26 protein-coding genes and 2 pseudogenes are annotated in these 23,892 nt (G+C 56.9%); 12 read left to right on the top strand and 16 right to left on the bottom strand.

Translation table 11 applies throughout. From position 1 onward, the window contains the following. Positions 1 to 134: 134 nt before the first annotated feature. Positions 135 to 614 (bottom strand): hypothetical protein, encoded by a 480-nt coding sequence (locus tag ACSQ3H_RS12690; RefSeq protein WP_436117398.1) that lies wholly within the window; start codon positions 612 to 614, stop codon positions 135 to 137. 301 nt (positions 615 to 915) lie between these two features. Beyond that, a pseudogene (locus ACSQ3H_RS12685) lies at positions 916 to 1,071 on the bottom strand (fumarylacetoacetate hydrolase family protein); the annotation flags it as partial. Positions 1,072 to 1,140: 69 nt separating this feature from the next. Between ACSQ3H_RS12685 and ACSQ3H_RS12680 the strand changes: the two are divergent. Further along, a protein-coding gene (locus ACSQ3H_RS12680) for an IS3 family transposase (RefSeq protein WP_436115654.1) occupies positions 1,141 to 2,360 on the top strand; the annotation gives its coding sequence in 2 pieces (ribosomal slippage) (positions 1,141 to 1,480 and positions 1,480 to 2,360; 1,221 coding nt in all). Between the two features lie 28 nt (positions 2,361 to 2,388). On the opposite strand, the pseudogene ACSQ3H_RS12675 reads toward ACSQ3H_RS12680, so the two are convergent. Then, positions 2,389 to 2,934 (bottom strand): annotated as a pseudogene (locus tag ACSQ3H_RS12675) (fumarylacetoacetate hydrolase family protein); the annotation flags it as partial. Positions 2,935 to 3,090: 156 nt separating this feature from the next. Here ACSQ3H_RS12675 and ACSQ3H_RS12670 point away from each other — a divergent pair. Together ACSQ3H_RS12670 and ACSQ3H_RS12665 are read left to right on the top strand one after the other, a co-directional pair. Next, a complete protein-coding gene (locus ACSQ3H_RS12670) occupies positions 3,091 to 4,389 on the top strand; it encodes a glucoamylase family protein (RefSeq protein ID WP_436117397.1) in 1,299 nt (432 codons plus the stop codon). Between the two features lie 70 nt (positions 4,390 to 4,459). After that, complete coding sequence (locus tag ACSQ3H_RS12665; protein WP_436117396.1) at positions 4,460 to 5,371, top strand: diacylglycerol/lipid kinase family protein; 912 nt, start codon at positions 4,460 to 4,462, stop codon at positions 5,369 to 5,371. 47 nt (positions 5,372 to 5,418) lie between these two features. Here the strand turns inward: ACSQ3H_RS12665 and ACSQ3H_RS12660 are convergent, their stop codons facing one another. The 8 genes from ACSQ3H_RS12660 to ACSQ3H_RS12625 all read right to left on the bottom strand — a co-directional run bounded on the left by ACSQ3H_RS12660 (position 5,419) and on the right by ACSQ3H_RS12625 (position 12,176). Then, entirely contained in the window at positions 5,419 to 5,841 is a 423-nt protein-coding gene (locus ACSQ3H_RS12660) for a hypothetical protein (protein WP_436117395.1), read from the bottom strand. Positions 5,842 to 5,964: 123 nt separating this feature from the next. Next, positions 5,965 to 6,840: an alpha/beta hydrolase gene (locus ACSQ3H_RS12655; RefSeq protein ID WP_436117394.1), complete on the bottom strand. Its 876-nt coding sequence runs from the start codon at positions 6,838 to 6,840 to the stop codon at positions 5,965 to 5,967. Between the two features lie 10 nt (positions 6,841 to 6,850). Further along, a complete protein-coding gene (locus ACSQ3H_RS12650) occupies positions 6,851 to 8,470 on the bottom strand; it encodes an NTP transferase domain-containing protein (RefSeq protein WP_436117393.1) in 1,620 nt (539 codons plus the stop codon). Beyond that, on the bottom strand, positions 8,467 to 9,180 hold the full coding sequence (locus ACSQ3H_RS12645) for an XdhC family protein (protein WP_436117392.1): 714 nt from the start codon (positions 9,178 to 9,180) through the stop codon (positions 8,467 to 8,469). The genes ACSQ3H_RS12650 and ACSQ3H_RS12645 overlap by 4 nt, the downstream gene beginning before the upstream one ends. A 2-nt stretch (positions 9,181 to 9,182) precedes the next feature. Continuing rightward, a complete protein-coding gene (locus ACSQ3H_RS12640) occupies positions 9,183 to 9,521 on the bottom strand; it encodes an XdhC family protein (protein ID WP_436117391.1) in 339 nt (112 codons plus the stop codon). 16 nt (positions 9,522 to 9,537) lie between these two features. After that, entirely contained in the window at positions 9,538 to 10,800 is a 1,263-nt protein-coding gene (locus ACSQ3H_RS12635; protein ID WP_436117390.1) for a vWA domain-containing protein, read from the bottom strand. Position 10,801: 1 nt separating this feature from the next. Beyond that, a complete protein-coding gene (locus ACSQ3H_RS12630; RefSeq protein WP_436117389.1) occupies positions 10,802 to 11,713 on the bottom strand; it encodes an AAA family ATPase in 912 nt (303 codons plus the stop codon). A 7-nt stretch (positions 11,714 to 11,720) separates the two neighbouring features. Beyond that, on the bottom strand, positions 11,721 to 12,176 hold the full coding sequence (locus ACSQ3H_RS12625) for a flavin reductase (RefSeq protein WP_436119433.1): 456 nt from the start codon (positions 12,174 to 12,176) through the stop codon (positions 11,721 to 11,723). A gap of 242 nt (positions 12,177 to 12,418) precedes the next feature. On the opposite strand from ACSQ3H_RS12625, the gene ACSQ3H_RS12620 reads away from it, so the two are divergent. From ACSQ3H_RS12620 to purB, 5 genes are all read left to right on the top strand, one after another. Continuing rightward, a complete protein-coding gene (locus ACSQ3H_RS12620; RefSeq protein ID WP_436117388.1) occupies positions 12,419 to 13,501 on the top strand; it encodes a branched-chain amino acid ABC transporter substrate-binding protein in 1,083 nt (360 codons plus the stop codon). After that, entirely contained in the window at positions 13,502 to 14,509 is a 1,008-nt protein-coding gene (locus ACSQ3H_RS12615) for a P1 family peptidase (protein WP_436117387.1), read from the top strand. It begins immediately after the preceding gene. A 70-nt stretch (positions 14,510 to 14,579) separates the two neighbouring features. Further along, the gene (gene rpe / locus ACSQ3H_RS12610) at positions 14,580 to 15,254 is read left to right on the top strand and encodes a ribulose-phosphate 3-epimerase (protein WP_436117386.1); all 675 of its coding nucleotides are present in this window, start codon (positions 14,580 to 14,582) and stop codon (positions 15,252 to 15,254) included. Further along, a complete protein-coding gene (locus ACSQ3H_RS12605) occupies positions 15,254 to 15,982 on the top strand; it encodes a DUF2259 domain-containing protein (RefSeq protein WP_436117385.1) in 729 nt (242 codons plus the stop codon). The genes rpe and ACSQ3H_RS12605 overlap by 1 nt, the downstream gene beginning before the upstream one ends. A gap of 95 nt (positions 15,983 to 16,077) precedes the next feature. Beyond that, positions 16,078 to 17,394 carry an adenylosuccinate lyase gene (purB, locus tag ACSQ3H_RS12600; RefSeq protein WP_436117384.1) on the top strand — a complete coding sequence of 439 codons (1,317 nt, stop codon included), beginning with the start codon at positions 16,078 to 16,080 and terminating at the stop codon, positions 17,392 to 17,394. Between the two features lie 461 nt (positions 17,395 to 17,855). On the opposite strand, the gene ACSQ3H_RS12595 is transcribed toward purB, so the two are convergent. The 3 genes from ACSQ3H_RS12595 to ACSQ3H_RS12585 form a co-directional block, all read right to left on the bottom strand. After that, entirely contained in the window at positions 17,856 to 18,746 is an 891-nt protein-coding gene (locus ACSQ3H_RS12595) for a VOC family protein (RefSeq protein WP_436117383.1), read from the bottom strand. Positions 18,747 to 18,909: 163 nt separating this feature from the next. Then, entirely contained in the window at positions 18,910 to 19,305 is a 396-nt protein-coding gene (locus ACSQ3H_RS12590) for a type II toxin-antitoxin system HicB family antitoxin (protein WP_436117382.1), read from the bottom strand. Positions 19,306 to 19,353: 48 nt separating this feature from the next. Continuing rightward, entirely contained in the window at positions 19,354 to 19,548 is a 195-nt protein-coding gene (locus tag ACSQ3H_RS12585; protein WP_436117381.1) for a type II toxin-antitoxin system HicA family toxin, read from the bottom strand. Between the two features lie 408 nt (positions 19,549 to 19,956). Here ACSQ3H_RS12585 and ACSQ3H_RS12580 point away from each other — a divergent pair, with 408 nt between their 5' ends. The 3 genes from ACSQ3H_RS12580 to ACSQ3H_RS12570 all read left to right on the top strand — a co-directional run bounded on the left by ACSQ3H_RS12580 (position 19,957) and on the right by ACSQ3H_RS12570 (position 21,794). Beyond that, a complete protein-coding gene (locus tag ACSQ3H_RS12580) occupies positions 19,957 to 20,505 on the top strand; it encodes an RBBP9/YdeN family alpha/beta hydrolase (RefSeq protein WP_436117380.1) in 549 nt (182 codons plus the stop codon). Between the two features lie 114 nt (positions 20,506 to 20,619). After that, positions 20,620 to 21,279, top strand: coding sequence for a glutathione S-transferase family protein (locus ACSQ3H_RS12575; RefSeq protein WP_436117379.1), 660 nt, complete (start codon positions 20,620 to 20,622; stop codon positions 21,277 to 21,279). Positions 21,280 to 21,377: 98 nt separating this feature from the next. Beyond that, complete coding sequence (locus tag ACSQ3H_RS12570) at positions 21,378 to 21,794, top strand: hypothetical protein (protein ID WP_436117378.1); 417 nt, start codon at positions 21,378 to 21,380, stop codon at positions 21,792 to 21,794. A 63-nt stretch (positions 21,795 to 21,857) separates the two neighbouring features. On the opposite strand, the gene ACSQ3H_RS12565 is transcribed toward ACSQ3H_RS12570, so the two are convergent. After that, entirely contained in the window at positions 21,858 to 22,073 is a 216-nt protein-coding gene (locus tag ACSQ3H_RS12565; RefSeq protein WP_436117377.1) for a DUF1127 domain-containing protein, read from the bottom strand. 70 nt (positions 22,074 to 22,143) lie between these two features. Continuing rightward, entirely contained in the window at positions 22,144 to 22,377 is a 234-nt protein-coding gene (locus ACSQ3H_RS12560) for a DUF1127 domain-containing protein (protein WP_436117376.1), read from the bottom strand. A 92-nt stretch (positions 22,378 to 22,469) separates the two neighbouring features. On the opposite strand from ACSQ3H_RS12560, the gene ACSQ3H_RS12555 reads away from it, so the two are divergent. Next, on the top strand, positions 22,470 to 23,885 hold the full coding sequence (locus ACSQ3H_RS12555) for a PLP-dependent aminotransferase family protein (protein WP_436117375.1): 1,416 nt from the start codon (positions 22,470 to 22,472) through the stop codon (positions 23,883 to 23,885). Positions 23,886 to 23,892: the final 7 nt, after the last annotated feature.

Genomic DNA, 23,892 nt, shown 5'->3' with positions numbered 1-23,892 from the left:
GACGGCGTCATTGGCCCTGCAATAATGGCGGGATTGCGCCGAGAACACAGGCAAAACTAGACTACGTCCGGATCAACGCCGGTTGAAATACTTCGGACCTGTTACTTGAATATTGGCGCTATGGCAACTTCGACTTAAGCCGGATCCAACACCAGATGGCGATGGCTTCCTGGCGCTTTGACTCGCCCAACGGCTGCCGATGGTGGTTTCAGGCCCATGCCTTCTGCAATAGCCGTTGCCACGGAATTGCTGTTCTGGATGAGAAAGGAATAACGCAGTTTTGAAAGCCGAATTCGCTCGGCAACATCGACAGCTGCACGCCAGCGCGCTGCAATGGATGCAAAATTGCCTTCCATCAGCAACGTCGTGCGCGACGTAGGACGCACATAGAATTCAGGACAGTAGACGAGATCGCGTTTCGCATAATCAGTGACAACAGCGGTCAGCGGCCCGCGGATCGCGCAATAGTTGAAACTGCCGTCCGCATTGGCCGCACCGCCATTGATTTCATAGAGCGGCCTGTCCGTTTCATCGGTCCAGACGACAAAATTATGGCTGGCAATCCCGGCGAAACGCGGAATTGGATAGGAGCCAAAAAGAATGCGGTGGTTCATGAAGGGTTGCTCTGGATGACGGAATTATGACTAAAGAGACTCCTCAATAGACCATTTATTTTCAAAGACAACACTCAGGTTCTTCACGGAATGTTGACCAGTTTATACTAAGCCGAAACACTATCCCCGCAATTAAACGCAACAACGGAAAATTCCTACCGAAACCTCGATTTCTCGCCTAAACCGCAATTATTCGTCGGAAACATTGTGTCGTTTACTGAAAATAATGCGATCAAATTTATTTTGCCTGTTCTGCAAATTGACAGTAGCAACTATTTCATTCGTTGACGAAGCATCGGCGTCAAACAACACGCACCCGTATTTCGCTAATTCCATCCACGCGGCCCATCATTTCATCACCCCGCACGACAGGCCCTACACCCGCTGGAGTACCCGTATAGACGAGATCACCGGGTTGCAGTTTAAACAGGGTCGAGAGATAGGCGATCGTCTCCGGTGAAATAGCCCCCGAATTATCCGGACAGTCCCTCACACTTAATTAAGTGGTAGGAGTATTGTTAGGAATATGACCAGTCGCATGCCCCATATTGAGATTTTGAACGGACCGGAACGGCGCCGTCGTTGGACGACAGCCGAGAAGCTGGAAATGGTTCAGGAAACCTACGAGCCTGGCGCTACGGTCAGTCTCGTTGCCCGTCGCCGGGGTGTTGCGCCCAATCAGCTGTTTGGCTGGCGCAAGCTGGCAGCTCAGGGTGCCTTGATGGCAACGGGATCGGAAGAAGAAGTTGTGCCAGCTTCGCAATACCGCGCCCTTCAGAACCAGGTCCGTGAACTTCAGCGGCTTCTAGGCAAGAAAACCATGGAAACGGAAATCCTCAAGGATGCCCTTGAGGTCGCCACGGATTCAAAAAAACAGACATTGCGGTCCTTGTCGTGGCCGAAGGACGGCACCCGATGAACCCCATCTGCGATATCTTGAATGTTTCCCGCTCTAATATTGCCGAACGCTCATCCGGCAGACCGGCCATGCGGCGCGGCCGTCCGCCACAACCCGATGCTGATTTGGTCGAAGAGATCAAAGCCATTATTAGTGCCATGCCGACATACGGCTATCGCCGTGTTCATGCAGTTTTGCGCCGAAATGCCAAGGCGGAAAACCGTTCATGGCCCAATCACAAGCGGGTTCACCGGGTGATGAAGGTTCATGGCCTCTTGCTTCAGCGCCATACCGGCAATCACGAAAGCCGCAAGCATGACGGCCGTGTCAGCGTTGACCAATCCAATCTGCGGTGGTGTTCCGACGGCTTCGAGATCGGATGCGACAATGGCGAAAAAGTCCGTGTCGCCTTCGCTCTCGATTGCTGCGATCGGGAAGTGATCGGCCATGTCGCAACCACAGAAGGGATCAAGAGCGAAGACGTGCAGGACCTCGCCATCCTTGCTGTCGAAAGCCGCTTCGGCCAGGTCAATACATTGCCGCACTCCATTGAATGGCTGACGGACAATGGCTCCTGTTTCATTGCCAAAGACACCAAATCCCTGCTCAAGGACATTGGCATGGAAGCACGAACCACTCCGGTCAGAAGCCCGGAATCGAACGGCATGGCCGAAGCCCTCGTCAAAACCTTCAAGCGCGACTACGCCGACGTTAATCCAGCGCCAGACGCAAAAACCGTCATTAAATCCTTGCCTTTGTGGTTCGAGCACTACAATGCTCTTCACCCGCACAAAGCTCTCGGATATCGTTCACCCCGAGAGTTCATCGCTGACCAAATCAACCCGTGAAACTGTCCGATCTTTCGGGGGCATCTACATCCGGCACCTTCCAGATCAATTGATCGAGGTCGCCGCGCTGTCGTTCCGCTCCGTTGACTTTCAACCAGACGGCACCTTGGGCTGGATGGCCGATGCTTGTAGCAGGCACGATAGCCGAACAGGGCGCAGAAGCTTCGAACGCCTTTCCGACTTCCCATGGACGTCCAAGCTTCTTTGCTTCGCCTTGCAGATCGCGGCGGGTCATATCGAGACCGACTGCATAGCCAAATACGTGATCGAGCGCATTTTCAACAGCAATGTCAGAGCCACCCTTTCCAAGTGCGACAACCATTTCCATTTCGAAATGCACATCCCTTGTCGCGGATGGATAGGGGAAATCGCGACCCTCAGTGACAAGGCAGTCCGGATTCTTCTGGAAGAAAAACGGCGGCTCGCGGTCAGGATCATGCCCCATTTCAATGGCATGATCGGCATAGTTACGCCCGACACAATAGATCCGATGAACCGGAAAAAGTTTGTCCGAGCCGATCACCCGCAAAGACGCTTGCGGAAGCGGGTCGAAAACAAATTGATCTTTCTGCATTTTCACGCCTTCACCTCTAATTTATTGGTTAACCTCTATCTCTGTCTTCTCAGGCAGCATCACACATACTAGGTGTTATAGAGATCAGACAAACGGCCGATGCAACCCGTCATATGCAGCGGCATAACGCCCTCTACAAGGAATTCTGACCCTCCCATGCATCAGAGACTTGATTTGCGAAATCCGCCGAATGCGGACGACAGCGATGACTTCCTGCTGGAGCAGGTGCAACGGGCGAGTTTCCGCTATTTCTGGGAGGGGGCTCATCCGCAAAGCGGTCTTGCGCGTGACCGGTCCGGTCGAACCTCTGATCCAAACAATGACCTTGTAGCTATTGGCGGATCAGGCTTCGGTTTCATGGCTCTACTCGTTGCCATTGAGCGTGGCTGGACTACACGCGATGATTCCGTCGTCCGCATTGACAAGATGCTGTCGGCGCTCGAACGCGCAACACGCCATCAAGGCATCTTTCCCCATTTCATCAATGGGAGGGACGGTACGACCGTGCCCTTCACGCGTCTGGATGACGGCGGCGATCTGGTGGAAACCTCGCTGCTTATTCAAGGACTGATCTGTGTCCGGCAGTATTTTGCTTCCAACGCCCCTGAAGACATCGCCATTCGTGGCCGGATCAATCGGCTCTGGCGATCGGTCCAGTGGAATTCCCACATCAAACCGGGCGAAAAGGTTCTCTATTGGCATCACAGTCCAAAATTTGGCTGGGCGCGCAATGTGCCGATCCGGGGCTGGAACGAAGCTTTGATCACTTACGTTCTGGCTGCCGCATCGTCTGCCTATGGTATCGACCCCGAGATCTATCACGAGGGCTTTGCGGCAAACGGCGCCTTTCTCAATGGCCGCGATTATTACGGCGTGACGCTACCCTTGGGTCCTGACTTCGGTGGTCCTCTGTTCTTTGCTCATTATTCCTTTTGCGGTCTCGATCCCCGTGGCCTTGCAGACCAATATGCTGATTACTGGTTGCAGAATTGCAACCACGCGCAGATCAACTACCTGCATAGCGTCTACAACCCCCATGGTTATATCGGCTATGGTCAGGATTGCTGGGGCCTGTCATCGAGTCATGGCCCCAAAGGCTATATGATTAGTTCGCCCGGCTCGGATTTTGGTCTCATTGCGCCTACGGCAGCCCTCAGCAGCCTGCCTTATCTGCCTGAGCAATCCATGCGAGCCTTGCGCCATTTCCTGACGCTCCCGCATGGCAAGATCAACGGCCGTTTCGGCTTCGTTGATGCGTTTTCGCCTGCCTGCAAATGGTTCGCCAGAACCTATCTTGCCATAGACCAGGGTCCAGTCATCGCCATGATCGAAAACCACCGGAGCGGATTATTATGGAAACTTTTCATGAGCGCGCCGGAAATACAGGATTCGCTGCTAAAACTGGGCTTTGCGAGCCCTCATCTCCCCGGGAAACCGGAACCAAACAAGACCTGAGGCATTGCTTCTGTCGGGACGATTGATCATTTCTGGTCAAACTCCAAGCCTACTCAATCAAGGATCCGACATGAAAGTCCATGCTGTTTTCAACCGCGATGGCGGTACATTTCGCACCATGGACATGAAGTTGTTTGCTGAAACAGCCAAGGAAATCTTTGAAAAGCATGGCCATACGTTCGAAAGCGAGATCGTAGCAGGAAAACATATTGTGAAAGCGCTCAAGAGCGTCGCCTCTGAGGCCGGCGAGCACGTGCTGATGGCCGGCGGTGGCGATGGCACTATCTCAGCCGCTGCTGATGTGGCGTGGAAGGCAAAGGTGCCGCTGGCTGTTCTTCCCGCCGGGACAATGAACCTTTTCGCACGGGCGTTGAAAATCCCGTTGGAACTAAATGTAGCACTGGAAAGCCTCGCGAGTGGTACGATACAGGCCGTCGACATCTCCACTGCCAATGAAGAGAGTTTTGTGCATCAGTTTTCGATCGGCTTCCAGCCGCGGATGATCAAGCTGCGCAACACGCTGGAGTATCGCTCCCGTTGGGGCAAACGGCTCGCAAGCATACGCGCCTTTGCCAAAGCCATGGGCAATCCCCCGCGCTTCATCGTACGCATGGTCATCGACGGAGCCCCCGCTGAGCGAACCGTTTCCGCTATCTCGATTTCAAACAACCCCTATGGCCAAGGCATGTTGCCCGTACCGGACGCAGTCGATCGCGGTGAGCTTGGCGTGTACATTGCTGGCCGATTGACGCCCGCCGCACTGATGAAACTGGCATTCACCGTTCTGACCGGATCGTGGCGCCGCAATCCCGACGTCGACGAAATTCTCGCGAAGGAAGTTGAACTGCACTTTCCGCATCTGAGACGCGGCGCGAAAGCCACCATCGATGGGGAGTTGATCCCTCTGCCGAAGGACGTCAAGATCACGATTCACGCGGGTGAACTTCAGGTGCTCGTTCCACCAGATCTGCTATCCAAATGAAAACGGCGCGATTTTGACCGCGCCGTTCAATCCCGCTGGATGCAATATCAGCTGCTTTTCTTTGATTTCTTGACCGGCGCCGGCTCACCAGCAGCCTTTTTTGCCGCGGCTTCCTCTGCAGCGATCTGGTCGGCACTCTTCGGCATCGTGTCGACAACGGAACGAACTTTGCCCTTGTCGGTAACCGTGCACATGGCGTCACGGATATCGACCTTCAAGCGCACCTGGTTTAACCCGCCACCCACTGGTTCGGCATCAACGGCTTTGATGTTGCTTTCGCCCATGAAGTATTTGGAAGACGCTGCCGCAATGCACGGTTGAGCCAGAGCGGCGTTCACAGGCGGTCGTATGGGTGCAAACGTCGGTATGGTCGGCATCATGCTGGGCGCGCCGGTCGTAGAACATGCTGCCAGTGGAATAAGGATTACCAAAGGCGCAATCCGGTTCAAAATATGGGTAGGCAGGCGCATTGTTCTCTCCGAAAAGTCTCATCGCAGGACTGGATATAGGCCGGAAACTATTCGCTTTTCGCCATTTGTCTAGTGGCACAACTGCCACAATGGGACTTTATTGCCACAAGGGCGCGTCAGCCTTCAGGGAGACACTGACAGCATCCAGTTGAGCACGCTGCGCCAGTCAGTCATACGGATCGGTGTACCATGGTTGCCGCTCTCAAACCGGTGAAACCGCACGGGATAGCCCGGTGCCGATACCCGTATCTTCTGGAAGAATGCTTCCTGCTTGTCGACAGCAAAAACCGAATCGCGGCTGCCATGGCCGAAGAAGACAGGTACACGCCGCTTGAACGGGGCAGACCCGATGAAATGTTCATCCCACAGCGATCCGAGAATGACCAGACCCGAGATGTTCCTGGATGTTTGAGCATCCCGCGCGAGCCTCCAGCACAAGGCTCCACCCATCGATCCGCAGGCGACAAAGAGCTTGGCTTGGGGCGATTGCGCCTTGAAATAATCTACCACACCCGCAACTTCGCTTTCGCCCTTGTCCCCGAAGTCACTGAATTCCGGCGTGATATAGAGTCCTCCATTGCGGTCCATCAGGTTTTTCAGGCGATTGAAGTTACCGCCGAACGTAAAGTCGTTCATACCCTGCTGGCGATTACCGCCCTGGCCGTGCAGATAAATGGTGATGATAGACGCGCCGGCGAGCTTACCGACTGCCATGACTTTTACCGGACCGTTGTTCGTGGTGACAACAAGGTCTTTTTGCGAACGTTTCGGCTGCAATGAGATGTAGTTCTGTTTGACACGCCGTTCCGGCACCTGATCGCGGCCGTTAATATCGCGCATTTCGTTGTAATCGACGACGACAAAATCACCGCCATCACCAGTCTTCAAAACACCGGGATAGGCAAAGAGATCGTCCTTGTAAGGTTCAAGCTGCAATGCTGACGCGGAGGCCGAAAGGCAGACGAAAGCCAGCGCGCCGAGAATAAAAGACCTGATCAAGCGAAATTTCCTATCGGATGGGCTCTGTGATAGTACCACCCGCGCGATGCAGCATATCGGGCGTATCGACGTCAAGGGCAGCCGCCTCGCCGAGTTCCACGTCGATCACCGGAACATCGCCGCGCTCGATCAGGTGCCTCGCACCGACATCGCCGGCAAGCGTGAATACCTCATCGAACATGATACGCGGCAAGATAACAGGATTGCCGCGCTTGCCTTCAAAAGTCGCTCTCACCACGGATTGCCCGCCAGCACTTTGAAAACGCCTGACCATATTCTGCAGATCGGCTGTGGACAGCGCGGGCATATCGGCCAGGAGCATCATCACGCCATCAGCTGACGACGGTATGTTCCTGATCGCGGTTTGCAATGACGAAGCAAGCCCGCTGGCATAGTCCTTGTTGAGGGCGATCACCACGTTGAGCCCGTCCAGTGCCGCACTGCACTGCTCTGCCATATGCCCGAGCACGGCGACGACAGGACGTCCCCCTGCCTCGATCGCTGTCTGCGCCGAACGACGTATCAGTGGCACGTTATCGAAGGTTGCCAGCAGTTTGTTCGGTCCCATCATGCGGGTCGATTGACCGGCGGCCAACAACGCGATTGCAACATTGGGCCGCGCCGCCGTCGGGCGTGGATCGCGCGGTTGCGGACGTGTCGGAATTTCCATCAACAGACCTCCGACGCCCATTCCGACAATATCTGTTTTGGTCACGGGAATATTGGCCATCAGCCGGTCGAGCACCCAATCAAACCCGTTTTCCTTCGGACTACGTGCGCAACCCGGTGCGCCGATCAACGGCTTTTCGTCGAGTTCGCCAAGGATCAACAGGTTTCCCGGATCGACCGGCATGCCGATGTGATTGACTGTTCCGCCCGCCTCCCTGATCGCCGCAGGTACGATATCATTCTGATCGACCACCGCGGAGGCGCCAAAGACAACAACGAAGTCATTTGCATTCTGCAGTTCACGTATCGCTTCCGCCAGCGGTTTGCTGGCATGGGGCGGGCGCAGTTCGGACATGACAAATCCGTGGTTCGCCGCAACCCGCGCTTCGATAACACGGCGGGTCTTGTCGAGTACAGTTGCCTTGACGGACGGCAACGTCGTCTGGATCAACCCGATACGCGAGCCGGCGAAACCTCGCACCCCGAAGGCTGTGCGATTCGTTGCCAATTCGGCAATCTTGCCAATTACAGACGCAGGGACGGCAAAGGGGATGATCTTGATGGTCGCAACCATTTGCTGCTGCTCAACCCGATCGAATGCTTTTAGCGTTGCGATCGTCACCGAAGGATCGACCGCATTAATGGCATTGATCAAGTCCACGTCGACCGTGAAAAGCCCGGCTATCTCCGCGTAGCAGTTGACACGGCCCGTTGATGCTGGCCCTGCCCGCACGCCAAACCACTGCAAAGCTTGGGTTATTCGCCTGGCCGCTTCATTTTCTTCGAGATCAGCATCTTGCAAGCGTGCTGCAATGACGTGGGTCACTCCTGCTTCGCGCAATTGCCCAATATCGTCTACGGTGAGCACGTGGCCCTTTTTCAGCTTCAGCAGGCCCGCATGGGTCGAGTGCGCAAGGATGGCGCCAAGCGCATCTTCGAGAGGGATTTCGCCAAAAATCATGCTGTCTTTTCCAAATGCCGCGCGGTTTGGAGCCCTCGTGCACGGAATGCCTTGATAATTTCACCCATAACTGCAACCGCAATCTCCGCGGGACTGGCCGCGCCGATATCAAGACCTATCGGCGAATGGATCAGAGCTATCTGATCCTCGCTGAGCCCTAGTGCCTTGAGCCGCTCGACGCGCTTTGCGTGGGTCTTGCGGCTGCCCAGTGCGCCAACGTAGAAGCATCCAGCCCTTAGAGCGCGCTCCAGCGCCTGATCGTCGATTTTCGGATCGTGCGTGACGACAGCAACCGCCGTATAGGGATCGAACGGGCGCGTTTCGAGCACATCCTGGGGCCATTCTGCAAAGAGTTTGACGTCGGGGAAGCGCTCCGATGTAGCAAACGCCGTACGCGGATCGATGATTTCCATATCGTAACCCGCGATTTTTGCCATGGGAGCCAGAGCCTGGCTGATATGCACGGCGCCAATCACCACAAGCCGGGGTGGCGGCACATGGACGTTCAGGAAGAACGACCGGCCCTCGATCTCGGCGACTGCCGATTTTCCAGACAGGAACGCCTGCCTGACCGCATCGCCGAGCAAACCGGCAACCGGGTCGCCCTCCTTGATCACGCGGTCACGCCCGTCGCCAAGATCGGTCAGCAGCAATGCCGCGCGGCGGGCTTGCCGTTCTTCATTGAGTTTCTTGAGACAATAGGGATCCATGCTCAGCCCAGCCGTTCGACGTAGACTTTGATACGCCCGCCGCAGGACAGACCAACCTGCCAGGCTGTTTCGTCGGCGACACCGAATTCCAGCATGCGCGGTGCGCCCTGGCTGATAACATCCATGGCTTCGGCGATTACCGAACCTTCGACGCAGCCGCCAGAAACCGACCCTTCGAAATTGCCGGCCTCATCGATCACCAGATGGCTGCCGACCGGGCGCGGTGCCGAGCCCCAGGTTTCGACGACAGTGGCAATCGCCACGTCGCGGCCTTCAGCCATCCAGCTTTCAGCTATCATCAGTGGATCAAGTGTCTGTTCTGTGGAATTTTGCGTAGCCATGATCATGCCTCCGGCATCAATATGGGTGCAAGCCGCCTTCAGAAAAAGAGGTGCGTTGCAACCAGCGTTTAGGATCATCGTTTTTCTCGCTCGGACGGCTGAGTACCCTGCATAGATCATCCAGTGCATCCAGATTGTGAACGGCGCGGAAATCGTCGACATAGGGTAGCATGGCTTTTACACCACGTGCACGCGGCTCGAAACCTTCAAAGCGCAGCAATGGATTAAGCCAGATCAACCGGCGGCAGGATTTAGACAACCGCTCCATCTCCACTTCGAGGCCGCCCGTATCCTCCCGCTCCAGCCCGTCGGTGATGAGCAGCACCACTGCACCTTGGCTGAGTACACGTCTCGACCAGTGGCGATTGAATTCCCGCAGGGTTTCGCCAATGCGTGTACCGCCTGACCAGTCCTGTACAGCTCCGGTGCAATGGGCAATCGCGTCATCCGGATCGCGATAGCGCAGGGATCGCGTGATATTGCTAAGCCGCGTGCCAAAGACAAAGCAATGGACCCGGCGGCGTTTCGTCATCATCGCATGCATGAAATGCAGGAAAATCCGGGTATATTGGCTCATGGAACCGGAAATGTCGGCAAGCACGACCAATGGCGGGTGCACCTCGCGGCGTGACCGGAATTTTGGCAAAATGAGATCGCCACCAGTCCTTAGGCTCGCCCGCATCATCGCCCTCGGATCGATCCGCGTGCCCTTGGGATCGCTGCGGAAACGTCTGGTCTCGACCTCATCGACGGGCAGCGTCAGCTCAACCATCGCCCGGCGCGCCTGATTGAGTTCGTCGGCCGACATCTGGGCGAAGTCCTTGGTCCGCAGCACTTCCTTGCCGGAAAATGTGAACCGTGCGTCCACATCGATCTCGGGCGGTGGTTCTCCAGGCTGGTTGCGCGAGCTGCCTTTGAACAGTGCTTCGGCAACTCGAGCCTCGGCAGCCTTTGGCTTCGATCGTTCGCGGGCCACGGCGACGGGCGAGAACATGGCCAGCATTTTCTCGATCAGCTCGCGAGAGCGCCAGTAAAGCCGGAAGGCCTCGTCGAATGTCGCGTGGTCTTCGTGCCGGGTGATCAGTACGCTGTGCAGTGTCCAATAGAAATCATCCCGAGAGCCTATACCACCGGCCAAAACCGCCTCGATCGCGTCCCGAACGGAAGCCGGACCAACCCGCAATCCGGCCTTGCGCAAGGTCCGGGCAAAATAAACGATATTGTCCGCGAGGCGGCTGTCCGCGCGTGCTATCTCGGGTGCTGAGGCGAATGCTTCCATGTCACGCCGCGTTCAGTTCCGCCTTGACTTCGTCGAGTATACGTCGTCCCTCACCGCCGGAAATCCGGGCTATGTCATCCTGATATTTGAGCAGAACGCCAATGGTGTCCGATACCGTTTCCGGATCGAGCGCGAGCTTGTCCATTTCGGTCAAAGCGCCAGCCCAATCGATGGTTTCAGCAACCCCCGGAAGCTTGAACAGGTCCAAATCGCGCAGCTTCTGTACATAACGGACGATCTCATCCGACAGGCGTTCATTGGCTGCTGGAACTTTGCGGCGGACGATCTCAAGCTCCCGCTCGGCGGAGGGATAGTCTACCCAATGATAGAGACACCGGCGTTTCAACGCGTCGTGAATCTCGCGCGTCCGATTGGTCGTTATGATGACGACCGGAGGTTCGGCAGCACGGATGGTTCCAAGTTCGGGAATCGTGACCTGATAATCCGACAGCACTTCAAGCAGGAAGGCTTCGAAGGCTTCATCTGTCCGGTCAAGTTCATCGATCAGGAAGACCGGCGCTTTGCCCGGTTCGCTTGACAGTGCCTGCAGAACAGGCCGCCGGATCAGGAATTTCTCTGAAAAAACATTACGTTCGATGGTCTTTTTATCCACCTTGCCGCTGGCTTCATCCAGACGAATCTCGATCATCTGCGCCGCATAGTTCCACTCATAGACAGCAGAAGAAACGTCGAGCCCTTCATAGCATTGCAGGCGGATCAGCGGCCGGTCCAGGGTTGCCGCGAGCACTTTTGCGATCTCGGTCTTGCCAACTCCCGCCTCGCCCTCGAGAAATAGCGGCCTTTTCATGCGTAGGCTGAGGAACAGCACCGTCGCCAGCGCACGGTCCGCGACATATCCGCCAGCCTCAAGCAGAGCCAGGGTATCTTCGATCGATTGCGGCAGTTCAGCCATCCTGACCCTAGTCCCCTGCACTGCGATAGGAGCGATTGAGATAGATCAATGATCGGCCAGGATCGCCTATATTGATGGCGGTGACCTTGCCATAGATAACATAATGCGTTGCCACATCATGCGTTGCGATGATGCGGCAATCGAAGCTCGCCAAGGCGTTCATGAGCACGGGTGCACCGGTTTGCAGTGTCTGCCAATGCCCTAGCGCGAACCTGTCCTGCTGGGATAGATCGCCCTTACCGGAGAAAGCTTCGGAAAGTGCCTGTTGTTCAAAGGACAGCGTATTCAGGGCAAAAACCTGATTTTCGATGAACAGGTGATTGAAGTCATGATTGCGGTTGAGACAAACGAGCATGGTCGCCGGATCGTCGGAAACCGAGCATACTGCCGAAATCGTAACGCCGCGGCGGCCCGCCGGGCCATCCGTGGTAAGGATATGAACCGCTTCGGCAAAATGGCTCATGGCATTGCGAAATGCGAGCGGCTCTATTTTCTGATCTTTGGCAATTAGCACAATTCTATTTCCGTTGTCCGAACCATCACTATCGCAACATTCGCCCCAACCATAGGGGCAGATCATTTTTTCCGATAACTTCCTTTTATATAGCGCGAGATTGCGCAGAGTGAAGGAAACGGTTACCGAAAACATGGTAGAGCAGAACTTGCTCTAGTGGTTCCCATCCAAGAGGAAACGGCATTTTCGCAATGAACCCCATGATACGCGCCGCAACATTTGGCCTTTGCTTGGCTGCCAGTAGTGTCGCACATGCGGAAGACAAGATTGGCGTTATCGCGCCGCTTTCCGGTCCCTTTGCGCGCCTGGGAACGCAAGTTGTCGATGGTGCGACGATTGCGATTGCTGCGAACAAGAGCGGCCAGGCTGTCTCGATCACAACTGCTGATGACCAATGCAGCGCGGCAGGCGGCGAGGCGGCAGCAAAACAGCTGGTCCAGGCAAATGTCGTGATAGTCATTGGCTTTCTTTGCGCTGAATCGCTCGAAGCAGCTCTGCCTATCCTCAATCAGAAGGGCATTCCAATCATTACCCCGGCAATACGGGCGCAAACACTGACAGAACTGCGCGCCGATCAGCCTTATCCGGTCTTCAGGATCGCGCCGTCCGACCGCAATGAGGCTAACGAAACCGGTGATACCCTCGCCGGACTCTGGCATTCGGAACCTTTTGCCATCATTGATGACGGCACGATCTTCGGGCGGGAACTTGCGGCGGGAGTGCGGGCCCGTTTGGAAGAAAAGGGCCTGAAGCCGGTCTTTGCCGATACTTACCGTCCCGGTCTCGATAATCAGAATGCACTGGTCAGTCGGCTGAAACGCGCCGGCGCCACACAGGTTTTCGTCGGCGGCGAACGCGACGACGTTGCCGCCATAGGCCGAAGCGCTGTGGCGCTCGCCTATCCGCTGGTCATCGTCAGCGGCGAAGCGTTGAACGCTACCGGGAACCGCAGCGATCTTGCCATCGGAACACTGATGATCGCGCCACGCGAGCCGCAAACGCTGGAAAGCGCCCGAAACGCCAAAAATGCGATCGAATTGGCCGGAAAAGTCCCGGAAGGCTATACAATACCAACCTATGCGGCTGCAGAAGTGACACTTCAGGTGCTGACCGCGGCGCAATCACAGCCCGGATCCCTGACGGAACTCCTGCGCAAGAATGTCTTTGAAACCGCGCTTGGTACGATACAGTTCAACGCCCGTGGCGAGCGCATCGCCGATAGCTACCGCCTGCAGAAATATGACGGGAAGCAGTTCGTACTGGAGACAAACTGAATGGCGATGAAGGCCGGCCCGCGCAATCTGATCACCGACGTCGCCGGGCTGACAGTCGGCAACGCCACGGACAACAAGATCAAATCGGGCAGCACCGTCGTGTTGTGCGAAAACCCGGCAACGGCGGCGGTTCAGGTGCTGGGCGGTGCACCGGGAACACGGGAAACCGACCTTCTTGAGCCGCACAATACGGTCGAGGCGATCAACGCGCTGGTTTTGTCGGGTGGATCGGCGTTCGGGCTCGACGCAGCTTCCGGCGTTCAGGCGGTTCTTCGCGAAAGGGGCATTGGCTTCGAGGTCGGCACGCAGCGTATTCCGATCGTTCCAGGCGCGGTTCTCTTCGATATGCTGAATGGCGGTGACAAGGACTGGGGACGCTACCCGCCCTATCGCGAGCTTGGCTATGAGGCCGCACAGGCGGCATCTGGCGATTTCGCCCTTGGAACCATCGGCGCTGGGACCGGCGCAACGGTCAAAGGCCTGAAAGGCGGGCTCGGCTCGGCTTCATCGCTGCTCGAAAGCGGCACGACCATAGGCGCTCTCGTCGCGGTCAATGCGCTCGGCTCGGTAACCGTCGGAAAAAGCAGACATTTCTGGGCGGCGCCCTTCGAAATCGGCGGCGAATTCGGCGGGCTTGGCCTGCCGCACCCTCTCCCCAGCGACGCTGTCGAGGTTAGAACAAAGTTCAGCAATGCGGCGCGGGATGCCAATACGACCATAGGCGTCATTGCCACCGATCTTATGCTCACCAAGGCCCAGGCGAAGCGTCTCGCTATCGCCGCCCATGATGGTTATGCCCGCGCAATCTGGCCTGCCCACACGCCTTTCGACGGCGATCTTGTGTTTGCTCTGGCTACAGGAACCAGCGGCAGAACGCCGGAAATAGCTGAATTCATTGACCTTTGTGCCGCTGCAGCCTCGACCATGGCGCGCGCCGTAGCACGCGGCGTCCATGCCGCTACACCTGCGGATAACGATCCCTTCCCGGTCTGGCGCTCGCTTCGCTGAACAGTTTCGATTGTGCCATGCTGCCGCGCGTGATAACCGGCGCCCACAACATTTCTACCGGAGACAGATCATGAGCCGTCCGCTCGTCATATCACCTTCCATCCTGGCTTCGGATTTTTCGAAGCTTGGCTCGGAAGTCACCTCTGTTTTGCAGGCGGGCGCCGACTGGATCCATATCGATGTGATGGACGGGCATTTCGTCCCCAACATCACCTTTGGCCCGGAAGTGGTGAAATCCATCCGACCGCTGACGGACGCGGTTTTCGACACGCATTTGATGATTTCGCCCTGCGATCCCTATCTCGAGGCCTTTGCCAAAGCCGGTTCGGACATCATTACCGTCCATGCGGAAGCCGGACCGCATTTACATCGTTCACTGCAGGCAATCCGCACACTCGGCAAGAAGGCCGGCGTCGCCATCAATCCGGCCACTCCGGAATCCACTATCGAATATGTGCTGAATGACGTTGATCTTATCCTCGTGATGACGGTGAATCCCGGTTTTGGCGGGCAGAAATTCATTGCGGAAACCTTGGAAAAGATCAAGAATATCAAGGCGATGATCGGTGATCGCCCGATCGATCTCGAAGTCGATGGCGGTATCACCGCGGGGACGGCACCATTGGCCGTGGCCGCGGGGGCCAACGCATTGGTAGCTGGATCAGCCATCTATAAGGGCGGGACAGAGGCGGCTTACAAGGTCAATATCGACCTCCTCCGCAGTTCAATCCGCAGGGGATCGTGATGGTTTTCCGCTGCGCTTTTCTCGCCTCGCTTGTTGCGTTCCTGCCAGTCACAGCATGGGCTGGAGACGCGGCAAAGCTTGATATCATTGGCTTTTCCAAGGATGGCAGAACCTTCGCCTTTGAGGAATATGGCGTGCAGGACGGCTCTGGCTTCCCCTACGCCAACCGGTTCTATATCGACACGGCAACCGACAAGTTTTTAGCGAAGACGCCGGTTCGGGTCAGGCTGGATGATGAAAATTCATCGGTGGAAAACGCCCGCGACAAGGCGGGACGCGATGCGCAAGGCGTGACTTCCCTCAGCGATGAAGAACTGCGCGCCAATGCAGGTAATGCCGTGGCATCGAACCCCGTAACGGAGCTTTCGGCCGACCCGTTCAAGGTGAAAATCAACCCGAGATTCGTGTTTCCCGCTGTCGATCCGGCACTGACCTTACAGCTCGAAGAGATCGCTGTTCCGCCGAGTGAAACGTGCCAAAATCTCGGTGAAATCAAAGGCTTCCGGCTGACGCTTGTCGAAGACAAGCCGGACGCCAAACCTGAAACTCTGCACGAAGACAGTGCCGTTCCGGCCAGTCGCGGCTGTCCGCTAGGCTATAGTATTGGCGCGGTCCAGACCCTATATCCAGACGGCGGAAAACCGGTAATCGCGGTGATGATTGCGGTCCGTGGAACAGGTTTCGAGGGCCCGGATTACCGCTGGCTGGCGGTCACCAAGCAACGATAGGCGCGCCCCATAGCAAAAAGTGGACAAAAGGTGCGTTGAGTGATCGGCTTCGCTCTGATAGACCGCGTCTAAAGCCTACAAGGACAGGAAAACATATGATCCCGCGCTATTCGCGTCCCGAAATGGTCGCCATCTGGTCCCCGGAAACGAAATTCCGCATCTGGTTCGAAATCGAGGCGCATGCCTGCGACGCGTTGGCGGAGCTTGGTGTCATCCCGAAGGAAGCGGCGAAAACCATATGGGAAAAGGGCGGCGCGGCCACTTTCGACATCGATCGTATCGACGAGATCGAGCGCGAGACCAAGCACGATGTCATTGCTTTCCTTACACATTTAGCCGAGATCGTCGGTCCCGACGCGCGTTTCGTGCATCAGGGCATGACCTCGTCGGACGTGCTCGACACCTGTTTCAATGTGCAATTGATGCGCGCCAGCGATATCCTTCTCGCCGATCTGGACAGGCTCTTGGCGGCCCTGAAGAAGCGGGCTTTCGAGCACAAGGACACGGTCACCATCGGCCGCAGCCATGGCATCCACGCCGAGCCGACAACCTTCGGCGTCAAGCTGGCCCAGGCCTATGCCGAGTTCGAACGCTGCCGCAATCGCCTCGTCGCAGCACGCGCGGAGATTGCAACCTGTGCCATCTCCGGTGCGGTCGGCACCTTCGCCAATATCGATCCGCGCGTGGAAGAACATGTCGCCAAAGCATTGGGAATGCAGGCAGAACCGGTTTCAACGCAGGTGATCCCGCGTGACCGCCACGCCATGTACTTTGCAACCCTTGGTGTTATCGCTTCGTCGGTCGAGCGGCTCTCCGTCGAGATCCGCCACCTGCAGCGGACGGAGGTTCTTGAGGCAGAAGAGTATTTTTCGCCGGGCCAGAAGGGTTCGTCGGCCATGCCGCACAAGCGCAATCCGGTGTTGACCGAGAACATGACCGGCCTCGCCCGCATGGTCCGCGCCTTTGCCCTGCCAGCGATGGAGAATGTCGCGCTATGGCATGAACGCGATATTTCGCACTCTTCGGTCGAGCGCATGATCGGCCCAGACGCGACGATCACCCTCGATTTCGCGCTGGCACGCATGGTCGGCGTCATCGAAAAACTGTTGGTCTATCCAGATAACATGTTGAAAAACATGAATAAATTCCGAGGCCTGATCCACTCACAGCGCGTGCTTCTGGCGCTGACGCAGGCTGGTGTTTCGCGCGAGGATTCCTACCGCCTGGTGCAGCGCAACGCCATGAAGGTATGGGAACACGGCGCCGATTTCCTCGAAGAACTGCTGGCCGACGCCGATGTTCGCGCCGCCCTGCCCGAAGCGACGATCCGCGAGAAGTTCGACCTTGGCTATCACACCAAACACGTCGACACGATCTTCAAGCGGGTGTTTGGCTCAACTGGCAACAACTAAATTAAAGCTTCAGGTTGATAAAAGCATCCCGGATTCGAGGATTCTTGCATAGGAATCGGATGTTCTTGTGTGAGAGTCGCTTGGGTTTGCGCAATTCATGCGGTGGAATAGCGGTTTCGCACGGCGAAACGGCAAAAAACCGCCAGTAAAAACGGGATGATTCGGGAAATTAATTGAACGAGCGTTCGATTAATTTTTCCGGGATTTTACAGGTTGGAGTTGTAACGGGTTGAAACGCCGTAACGGCGGGTACGGAGCGCCTCTCTCTGAACTCTCTGCCAGCACTTCTCCATTGTCCTCAAGCACCCGCCTCTCCGTCATCCTCGGGCACCCACCTCTCCATCCTCGGGCGCCTCCCTCTCCGTCATCCTCGGGTCAAGCCCGAGGATGACGGAGAAGGAAGTGCTCGACGATTGTTGGAGATGGAGGTGGCTGACAACGAGGGAGCACGTAAGCGCCCACTAACCCTTCATCGGCACAATGCGGATGACGTTACCCCAGGGGTCGACGATCTCGCGCTCGCCCTTGGCATCGGAGGAGCTGAACTCGGCCCACGCCAATCCGGAGCGGTCGTTGTCGCGCCGGCCGGCGCCGCGGCTCTGCCACGAATTCGCTGCGACGTGGTGATGGTAACCGCCGGTTGACATAAACACCGCGCTGCCGCCAAACCCCGCAACCGTCTGCAACCCCAATTCATTCTGCCACCAGCTTTCGGCCTCTTTGGCGTTGCCGACGCGCAAGTGCAGATGGCCAACCATCGTCCCATCCGGCGCCATGTCAAAAGGCACCTCATTGCCGGGTTCGCCGAGCAGATTGCCGACATCCAGCGCCTCGGTGCCCATCTGCACGGAAGTGCCGTTCCATTTCCAGTTCTCATGCGGCCGGTCGGCGTAGATCTCGACGCCGTTGCCTTCCGGGTCGGTCAGATAGATCGCCTCGCTGACCAGATGGTCGGAAGCGCCGACAATCGGCGTGCGTTTGTCGATCGCCCGCCTCGCCCAGCGGGCAAGATCGGCACGCGCCGGCAGCAAAAACGCCGTGTGGTAAAGACCGGCGCTGTGCGGATCATCGGCACGAACAGCCGGCGCCTGCTCGATCTCCAGCAGCGGCGTTTCGCCCGCACCAAGAATAACCGACTGGCCCTTGCGCGAAATCTCGCGCAGACCGACAACGTCCTCATAATATTTCGCCAGCGCATCGGCGTCCTTGGCCTTGATGCCAACCTTCGACACATGGGTCGGTGCTGTCGCTGCAAAAGGTATATTATCCATCTTTATCTCCGCGCGGGCTGTTCCCGCCGTCGCGACAAAGGCCGCTGCACCACCAACCACATCCCGGCGTGTGAGCTTCATCCGCATCTCCTCGCAACATATCAGTTTCGTTATGGATAAGGTCGGCTTTATCCACGCTGGAGACAAGCCCAGCAGGATCGAACAGCATGTTCACAAATAGTGAACTGATCGAAGGGGATTGTTTACTGCAATTTCTTCTGATCGATTGTCCCAAAGACGATAATCACGCTGCCTCAATTTTTTCCCGCGCAGCGCTCGCTATAAACGCGGAACGAGTCACCCCTCGTAGCGTCGCTGCCTCATCTATAGCATCCAGCAATCCTGCATCCATTGTGAGATTGGCCCGTACTGTTCGTCCTGAATCGAGAGCCAGTGGAATCATAACGGCCATTTCGCCGGCTTCAAGCTCACCTGATGCAAGGATGGCCGAAATCGAAGTTGGAGCCGGAATTTCGAACCCACCGCCGCGCTTATGAGCCATCACGTCGCGAAGTGCGATTGTCACGTCAGCAATTGCTTGTTCCGGGCTTGCACCCGCACCAACACAGCCCGGTACATCGGGAATGCGTACACCCCAGACAGCGTCAACTCCATCCAAGATTCCAACATAATAGGTCATTTTGCTATGTTCCTTTCAGTCGTGGCCTATAGGCCAACAACGGATCGCTTACATCCAACCCGCTGCTTTTGCGATAGATCTCGCAGTTCCGGGGGATAATTCCCGGTGACGTGGCACCGGAATCATCAGTTCCGGTTTATCCTTGCGAATAAAGCGGTCGTGATTGCCGCCACCGACATTGACCCACCCCTCAGCTTCCAGCCGCGCCACGATCTTGCGTGTGTTGATCTCTGGCTTGGGCATCTCAATCCATCGTTAGTGCAATATAATGCACCAATCTGGCACGAAGATCAATGACATTCGTGCATATAAATGCACCATTACTGCAAATCCGAAGAAGGGTAGTATCTGGAAGCTCGAGCGTGCAAAGTGCCGGCAAATAGCAGAAGCCGGCTATCTCTCCCCTTGCGGGAGAGGTAGCGATTTCAGCATCTTAGCTCTTGCTAAGTGCTAGAAATCGCAAGAGAGGCGAATATGTTCAACATGCTCAAACAATCCCCTCTCTCTGGGATTTTCTAAGGATTTAGCAAAGGGGCCAAATCCAAGAAAATCCTTTCTCTCCCGCAAGGGGAGAGATAGTCGGCATCGGCTGTCGCGACCTGCTCACCGTGCTGTATTGCGATCCCGCCGCAATTTTCCTAAATACGGCGCATGAAAGTCAAAGACACCGATATTCTCATCGTTCCCGGTTATACCAATTCCGGCCCCGACCACTGGCAGACACGCTGGGAGGCAAAGCTTTCCACCGCCCGCCGCGTCGAGCAGGCGGAGTGGGCGAAGCCCGTGCGCGAAGACTGGGTGGCGGAGGTAGTCAAATCCATCAACGCCGCAACCCGCCCGGTGGTCGTGGTCGCGCATTCGCTCGGCGTGCCGACCTTCATCCACGCCATTCCCGAGATTGGCGACAAGGTCAAAGGCGCCTTCCTGGTAACGCCGCCGGACGTTTCCAACCCGAAGATCCGGCCGAAGCATCTGCTGACATTTGGCCCCTACCCGCTTGAGCCCTTCACTTTTCCATCCATCGTCGTCGCCAGCCGCAACGATCATTATTGCTCTTACGAGGTGGCCGACGAACTCGCCGCATCATGGGGTTCGATGATCGTTGATGCCGGCGATAGCGGCCACCTCAATTCGGAATCCGGCCACGGCCCCTGGCCGGAAGGCTCGATGGTTTTTGCTCAATTCCTGTCAAGGCTCTGATCTGGCAGCCGGAAGGAAGAGATGTCTTCCTTGATCTCTGCGGACATTGCTATAGGCTCGACCGAAGCAGTGTCTGCGGACACCAAAAACTGCGCTTAAATGGAGGAACCAGACATGAAACTCTACTCGCGGCCGCTATCCCCCTACTCCTCCATCATCCGCAGCATCGCCTATTACAAGCAAGCCCCCATCAAGATAGTCGCGCCGCCGCCGGGTTTTCCAATCCCGGAAGAATTCCGCGCCATTTCGCCGTTCAACCGCATTCCGGTGCTGATCACCGGCTCCGGCCTTACCATCATCGAGGCCTCGGTGATCGCTGAATATCTGGAAGAGCATTTCCCCGAGCCATCTTTGCTCCCCGAAGATTCCCGCGATCGCGCCATCGTGCGCATGACGGCACGCACCGCCGAACTCGAGGTTCTGGCGCCGGTGATGGAACTTTTCGAACTGTTCTTCATGAAGTCGAAGGATGATGCGCGCATCAGCAAGCTGTTCAAGCAGATGGAAATCGGCCTGACCGAGATTGAGAAGCGCATCGGCAACGGCCCTTACGCGCTGGGCGACCAGATGACTCTGGCAGACGCCTGGCTGACACCGACACGCTTCGCCTTCAATAATTTCCGCGTCATGTCCGGCCGCGAAGACCTGCTCGATCCCTATCCGAAATTCGATGCCCTTCAGCAACTTATTATTCAGGATCCGGTGCTATCGCTGGTCTGGTACGAGATGACGGACGGGCTCAAAGTGTTCCAGGGTGAACTCGAGTCCGCCTGAATTTCCCCTTATCGCGCATAACCCAAGCGCAAATTTAAAGTGCACCTGCGTCCCTTGCTCGCCCAAGGGGCTCACGGCGCAGGTGTGGAGAATGAAGCATGAAGACGCCGACGATCGCAATCGCCGTAATAATTTCGCTCGCGGCGCTTGCCGGATGCCAGTCGAAAGGCAAACCCGGACCTGGCTCGCTGGCCTTCGCATCGGAAAAAGCCGCCCTGCCAACGATGGAGCGCGTGGCGATCGCCGCCAATAATTGCTGGTTCAAATCGGGCGATTCAAGCTTCAAGCCTTACCGTCTGGCGCCGGAACTGAATTCCTATTCGGGACGCCCGCGCATTCTGGTCGTCCCTGCGAGCAATCCGGGCGGACGCCCGCTTCTCGTCGTGCACGCGGAAGGCAACCCGGCCAAGGTCGAAGCCTTCGGTCCGCTCATGAGCAATTCCGCCAGCAATCGCATCGCCGCCGATGTGCGGCGGTGGGCCGGTGGGCAGACATCCTGCTCGGCGACGTCCTGATAAATCCACCCCGATGGTCATCGGACTGAATTCTCGGAACGCCGCTCGGCGAGATGTCAGTTTTCAAGCGGAGAAGTAATTCTCGAGGTCTGCTTCGACGTGATCGCGTGTCAGGCCGAGATCTTTCAGCCCGTCATCACCAAGACGTCCAAGTTGAAGTCGCGTCTGGCGCTTCATGACTGCATTTTCAAGCCAAGCCACGACACGGGTGAGTGTTTCGTATTGAAATAATGCCAGGCCCGGATGATCTGGCCTGGGATCTACATAAATCGGACCCATATTCGCCTCCATGTGACGAGCGATCGACCTCTATATCGGTACCGGCATCGTCCCACACAAGATGCTCCATTCAATCCCAGAAGAAACGCTTGATCTCGCGCCTTGCGTCAGCCGGATCAACGCCAATGTCGTCGAGCAGATCATTGTTGAGCTCGCTCAGATGCATGCGCGTCCGGCGCTTCAACATCGCTCGACCAAACCAGGCGAACAAAGCCGGGATTGTACCTGACATTGCGCGCCTCTCAGCGCTACCGCCACGGCCTTCAGCAAGGCATTCCGTCTTGATTGTATCAATTGTGCTCATAATATCGATCCTTTCAAGCCACATTGACTCGAATTTCAGACGATTGTTCTATGTATTGACTCAATTGGAATCGCAATATTACAATTGTCACCATGACAAATTGGCTCCCCGATCTAGAACAAGGCAAGGGTCCGCTTTATCTGCGACTGGCAGAGCGGATCGAAACCGACATTGCCGAGGGCGTTCTCGCGCCCGGCACCAAACTGCCGCCGCAGCGCAATCTCGCCTTCGATATCGGCGTGACGATCGGTACTGTCGGCCGGGCCTATAATCTCATCCGCGAGCGCGGCCTTGTCAGCGGCGAAGTCGGGCGCGGCACCTATGTGACCGATCACAAGCAGATTTCGCTGGTTCAGGCGCCACCGCACACGGAGCCGTTTGGCGGCACGCGCGGTCCGGTGGCAACACCCGGCAAGATTCGCATGGACTCGACGGCTGCAATCGAGGTCGGCCAGTCCGACGCGATGGAACGGCTGCTGGCGGAGATCACCAGACAATTCCCGCGCGAGATGTCGAGCTATTCCCGCACCCTCCCCGCATCATGGCAGGAGGCGGGAAGTAAATGGCTGTCCGGTGCGGGCTGGGCTCCGGAGCCGGCCTCGATTGTGCCGACGCTTGGTGCGCATTCGGCGATTCTTGCGGTCATCGCGGCGATCACAGTTCCCGGCGACAGGGTCGCCTTCGAGGACCTGACCTATTGTTCGGCGGCGCGCAGCGTCAATCTCATGGGGCGGCGCAGCATCATCCTGCAAACGCAGAACGGCAGCGCCACGCCCGACGATTTCGAGCGGCTTTGCGCGCAGCAGCATCCGAAGCTGGTCTTTCTCATGCCGTCACTGCACAACCCGACGGCGACGACCATGCCGGAAGAACATCGCAGGGCGATTGTCGAGATCGCGCGGCGGCACAATGTCTGGATCATCGAGGACGAAATCTACGGTTCGGTGATGGGCCATGATCATGTCAAGATCGCCGATCTCGCTCCGGAGCGGACATTTCATATTGGCGGCCTGTCGAAATCCGTGGCTGCGGGTGTGCGCGGCGGCTGGGTCGCCTGCCCTCCGCATCTGGCAGCACGCGTCCACACCGCCCACAAGATGGTCACCGGCGGCATGCCCTTCATCATGGCGGAACTCGGCGCACAACTGGTCAATTCAGGCGAAGCCGACACGATCCGCGCCAAGGTCCGTACCGAGATCGCAGCGCGCGAGGCGGTCGCCCGCTCGGTTTTTGCCGGCATGGAGTTCTCCTCGCAGCCGCTTTCGCCATTTCTCTGGATGAAATTGCCCGACCCGTGGCTGTCAGGCACGTTCAAGAGCGCGGCGCTCAATGAGGGCGTGCTGATCGACGACGAAGACGAGTTCAAGCCGGGCCGCACGGAGAAGGTATTCCACCGCGTGCGCCTCGGATTGACGGTGCCGAACACGCGCGATGAGGTGACACAGGGCTTCAGCATCCTGCGGCGGCTGATGGAAACGGAAAATGCGAGTTATGATAGTTATTCTTGAGATATCA

Source organism: Phyllobacterium sp. LjRoot231 (genome assembly GCF_964253365.1).
Classification (GTDB): Bacteria; Pseudomonadota; Alphaproteobacteria; order Rhizobiales; family Rhizobiaceae; genus Phyllobacterium.
The sequence above is the reverse complement of the archived record's forward strand: the minus strand, read 5'-3'. Positions and strand labels throughout refer to the sequence as shown.

Excerpts from the sequence above, each read along its gene's own strand:
- ACSQ3H_RS12690 (WP_436117398.1), bottom strand. The coding sequence starts at position 614 with ATGAACCACCGCATTCTTTTTGGCTCCTATCCAATTCCGCGTTTCGCC.
- ACSQ3H_RS12665 (WP_436117396.1), top strand. The coding sequence starts at position 4,460 with ATGAAAGTCCATGCTGTTTTCAACCGCGATGGCGGTACATTTCGCACC.
- ACSQ3H_RS12630 (WP_436117389.1), bottom strand. The coding sequence starts at position 11,713 with ATGGCTGAACTGCCGCAATCGATCGAAGATACCCTGGCTCTGCTTGAG.
- ACSQ3H_RS12625 (WP_436119433.1), bottom strand. The coding sequence starts at position 12,176 with ATGAGCCATTTTGCCGAAGCGGTTCATATCCTTACCACGGATGGCCCG.
- ACSQ3H_RS12605 (WP_436117385.1), top strand. The coding sequence starts at position 15,254 with ATGGTTTTCCGCTGCGCTTTTCTCGCCTCGCTTGTTGCGTTCCTGCCA.
- ACSQ3H_RS12575 (WP_436117379.1), top strand. The coding sequence starts at position 20,620 with ATGAAACTCTACTCGCGGCCGCTATCCCCCTACTCCTCCATCATCCGC.
- ACSQ3H_RS12635 (WP_436117390.1), bottom strand. The coding sequence starts at position 10,800 with ATGGAAGCATTCGCCTCAGCACCCGAGATAGCACGCGCGGACAGCCGC.
- ACSQ3H_RS12555 (WP_436117375.1), top strand. The coding sequence starts at position 22,470 with ATGACAAATTGGCTCCCCGATCTAGAACAAGGCAAGGGTCCGCTTTAT.
- ACSQ3H_RS12670 (WP_436117397.1), top strand. The coding sequence starts at position 3,091 with ATGCATCAGAGACTTGATTTGCGAAATCCGCCGAATGCGGACGACAGC.
- ACSQ3H_RS12660 (WP_436117395.1), bottom strand. The coding sequence starts at position 5,841 with ATGCGCCTGCCTACCCATATTTTGAACCGGATTGCGCCTTTGGTAATC.
- ACSQ3H_RS12620 (WP_436117388.1), top strand. The coding sequence starts at position 12,419 with ATGAACCCCATGATACGCGCCGCAACATTTGGCCTTTGCTTGGCTGCC.
- rpe (WP_436117386.1), top strand. The coding sequence starts at position 14,580 with ATGAGCCGTCCGCTCGTCATATCACCTTCCATCCTGGCTTCGGATTTT.
- ACSQ3H_RS12615 (WP_436117387.1), top strand. The coding sequence starts at position 13,502 with ATGGCGATGAAGGCCGGCCCGCGCAATCTGATCACCGACGTCGCCGGG.
- ACSQ3H_RS12595 (WP_436117383.1), bottom strand. The coding sequence starts at position 18,746 with ATGAAGCTCACACGCCGGGATGTGGTTGGTGGTGCAGCGGCCTTTGTC.
- ACSQ3H_RS12560 (WP_436117376.1), bottom strand. The coding sequence starts at position 22,377 with ATGAGCACAATTGATACAATCAAGACGGAATGCCTTGCTGAAGGCCGT.
- ACSQ3H_RS12645 (WP_436117392.1), bottom strand. The coding sequence starts at position 9,180 with ATGGATCCCTATTGTCTCAAGAAACTCAATGAAGAACGGCAAGCCCGC.
- ACSQ3H_RS12585 (WP_436117381.1), bottom strand. The coding sequence starts at position 19,548 with ATGCCCAAGCCAGAGATCAACACACGCAAGATCGTGGCGCGGCTGGAA.
- ACSQ3H_RS12580 (WP_436117380.1), top strand. The coding sequence starts at position 19,957 with ATGAAAGTCAAAGACACCGATATTCTCATCGTTCCCGGTTATACCAAT.
- ACSQ3H_RS12570 (WP_436117378.1), top strand. The coding sequence starts at position 21,378 with ATGAAGACGCCGACGATCGCAATCGCCGTAATAATTTCGCTCGCGGCG.
- purB (WP_436117384.1), top strand. The coding sequence starts at position 16,078 with ATGATCCCGCGCTATTCGCGTCCCGAAATGGTCGCCATCTGGTCCCCG.
- ACSQ3H_RS12650 (WP_436117393.1), bottom strand. The coding sequence starts at position 8,470 with ATGATTTTTGGCGAAATCCCTCTCGAAGATGCGCTTGGCGCCATCCTT.
- ACSQ3H_RS12565 (WP_436117377.1), bottom strand. The coding sequence starts at position 22,073 with ATGGGTCCGATTTATGTAGATCCCAGGCCAGATCATCCGGGCCTGGCA.
- ACSQ3H_RS12590 (WP_436117382.1), bottom strand. The coding sequence starts at position 19,305 with ATGACCTATTATGTTGGAATCTTGGATGGAGTTGACGCTGTCTGGGGT.
- ACSQ3H_RS12640 (WP_436117391.1), bottom strand. The coding sequence starts at position 9,521 with ATGGCTACGCAAAATTCCACAGAACAGACACTTGATCCACTGATGATA.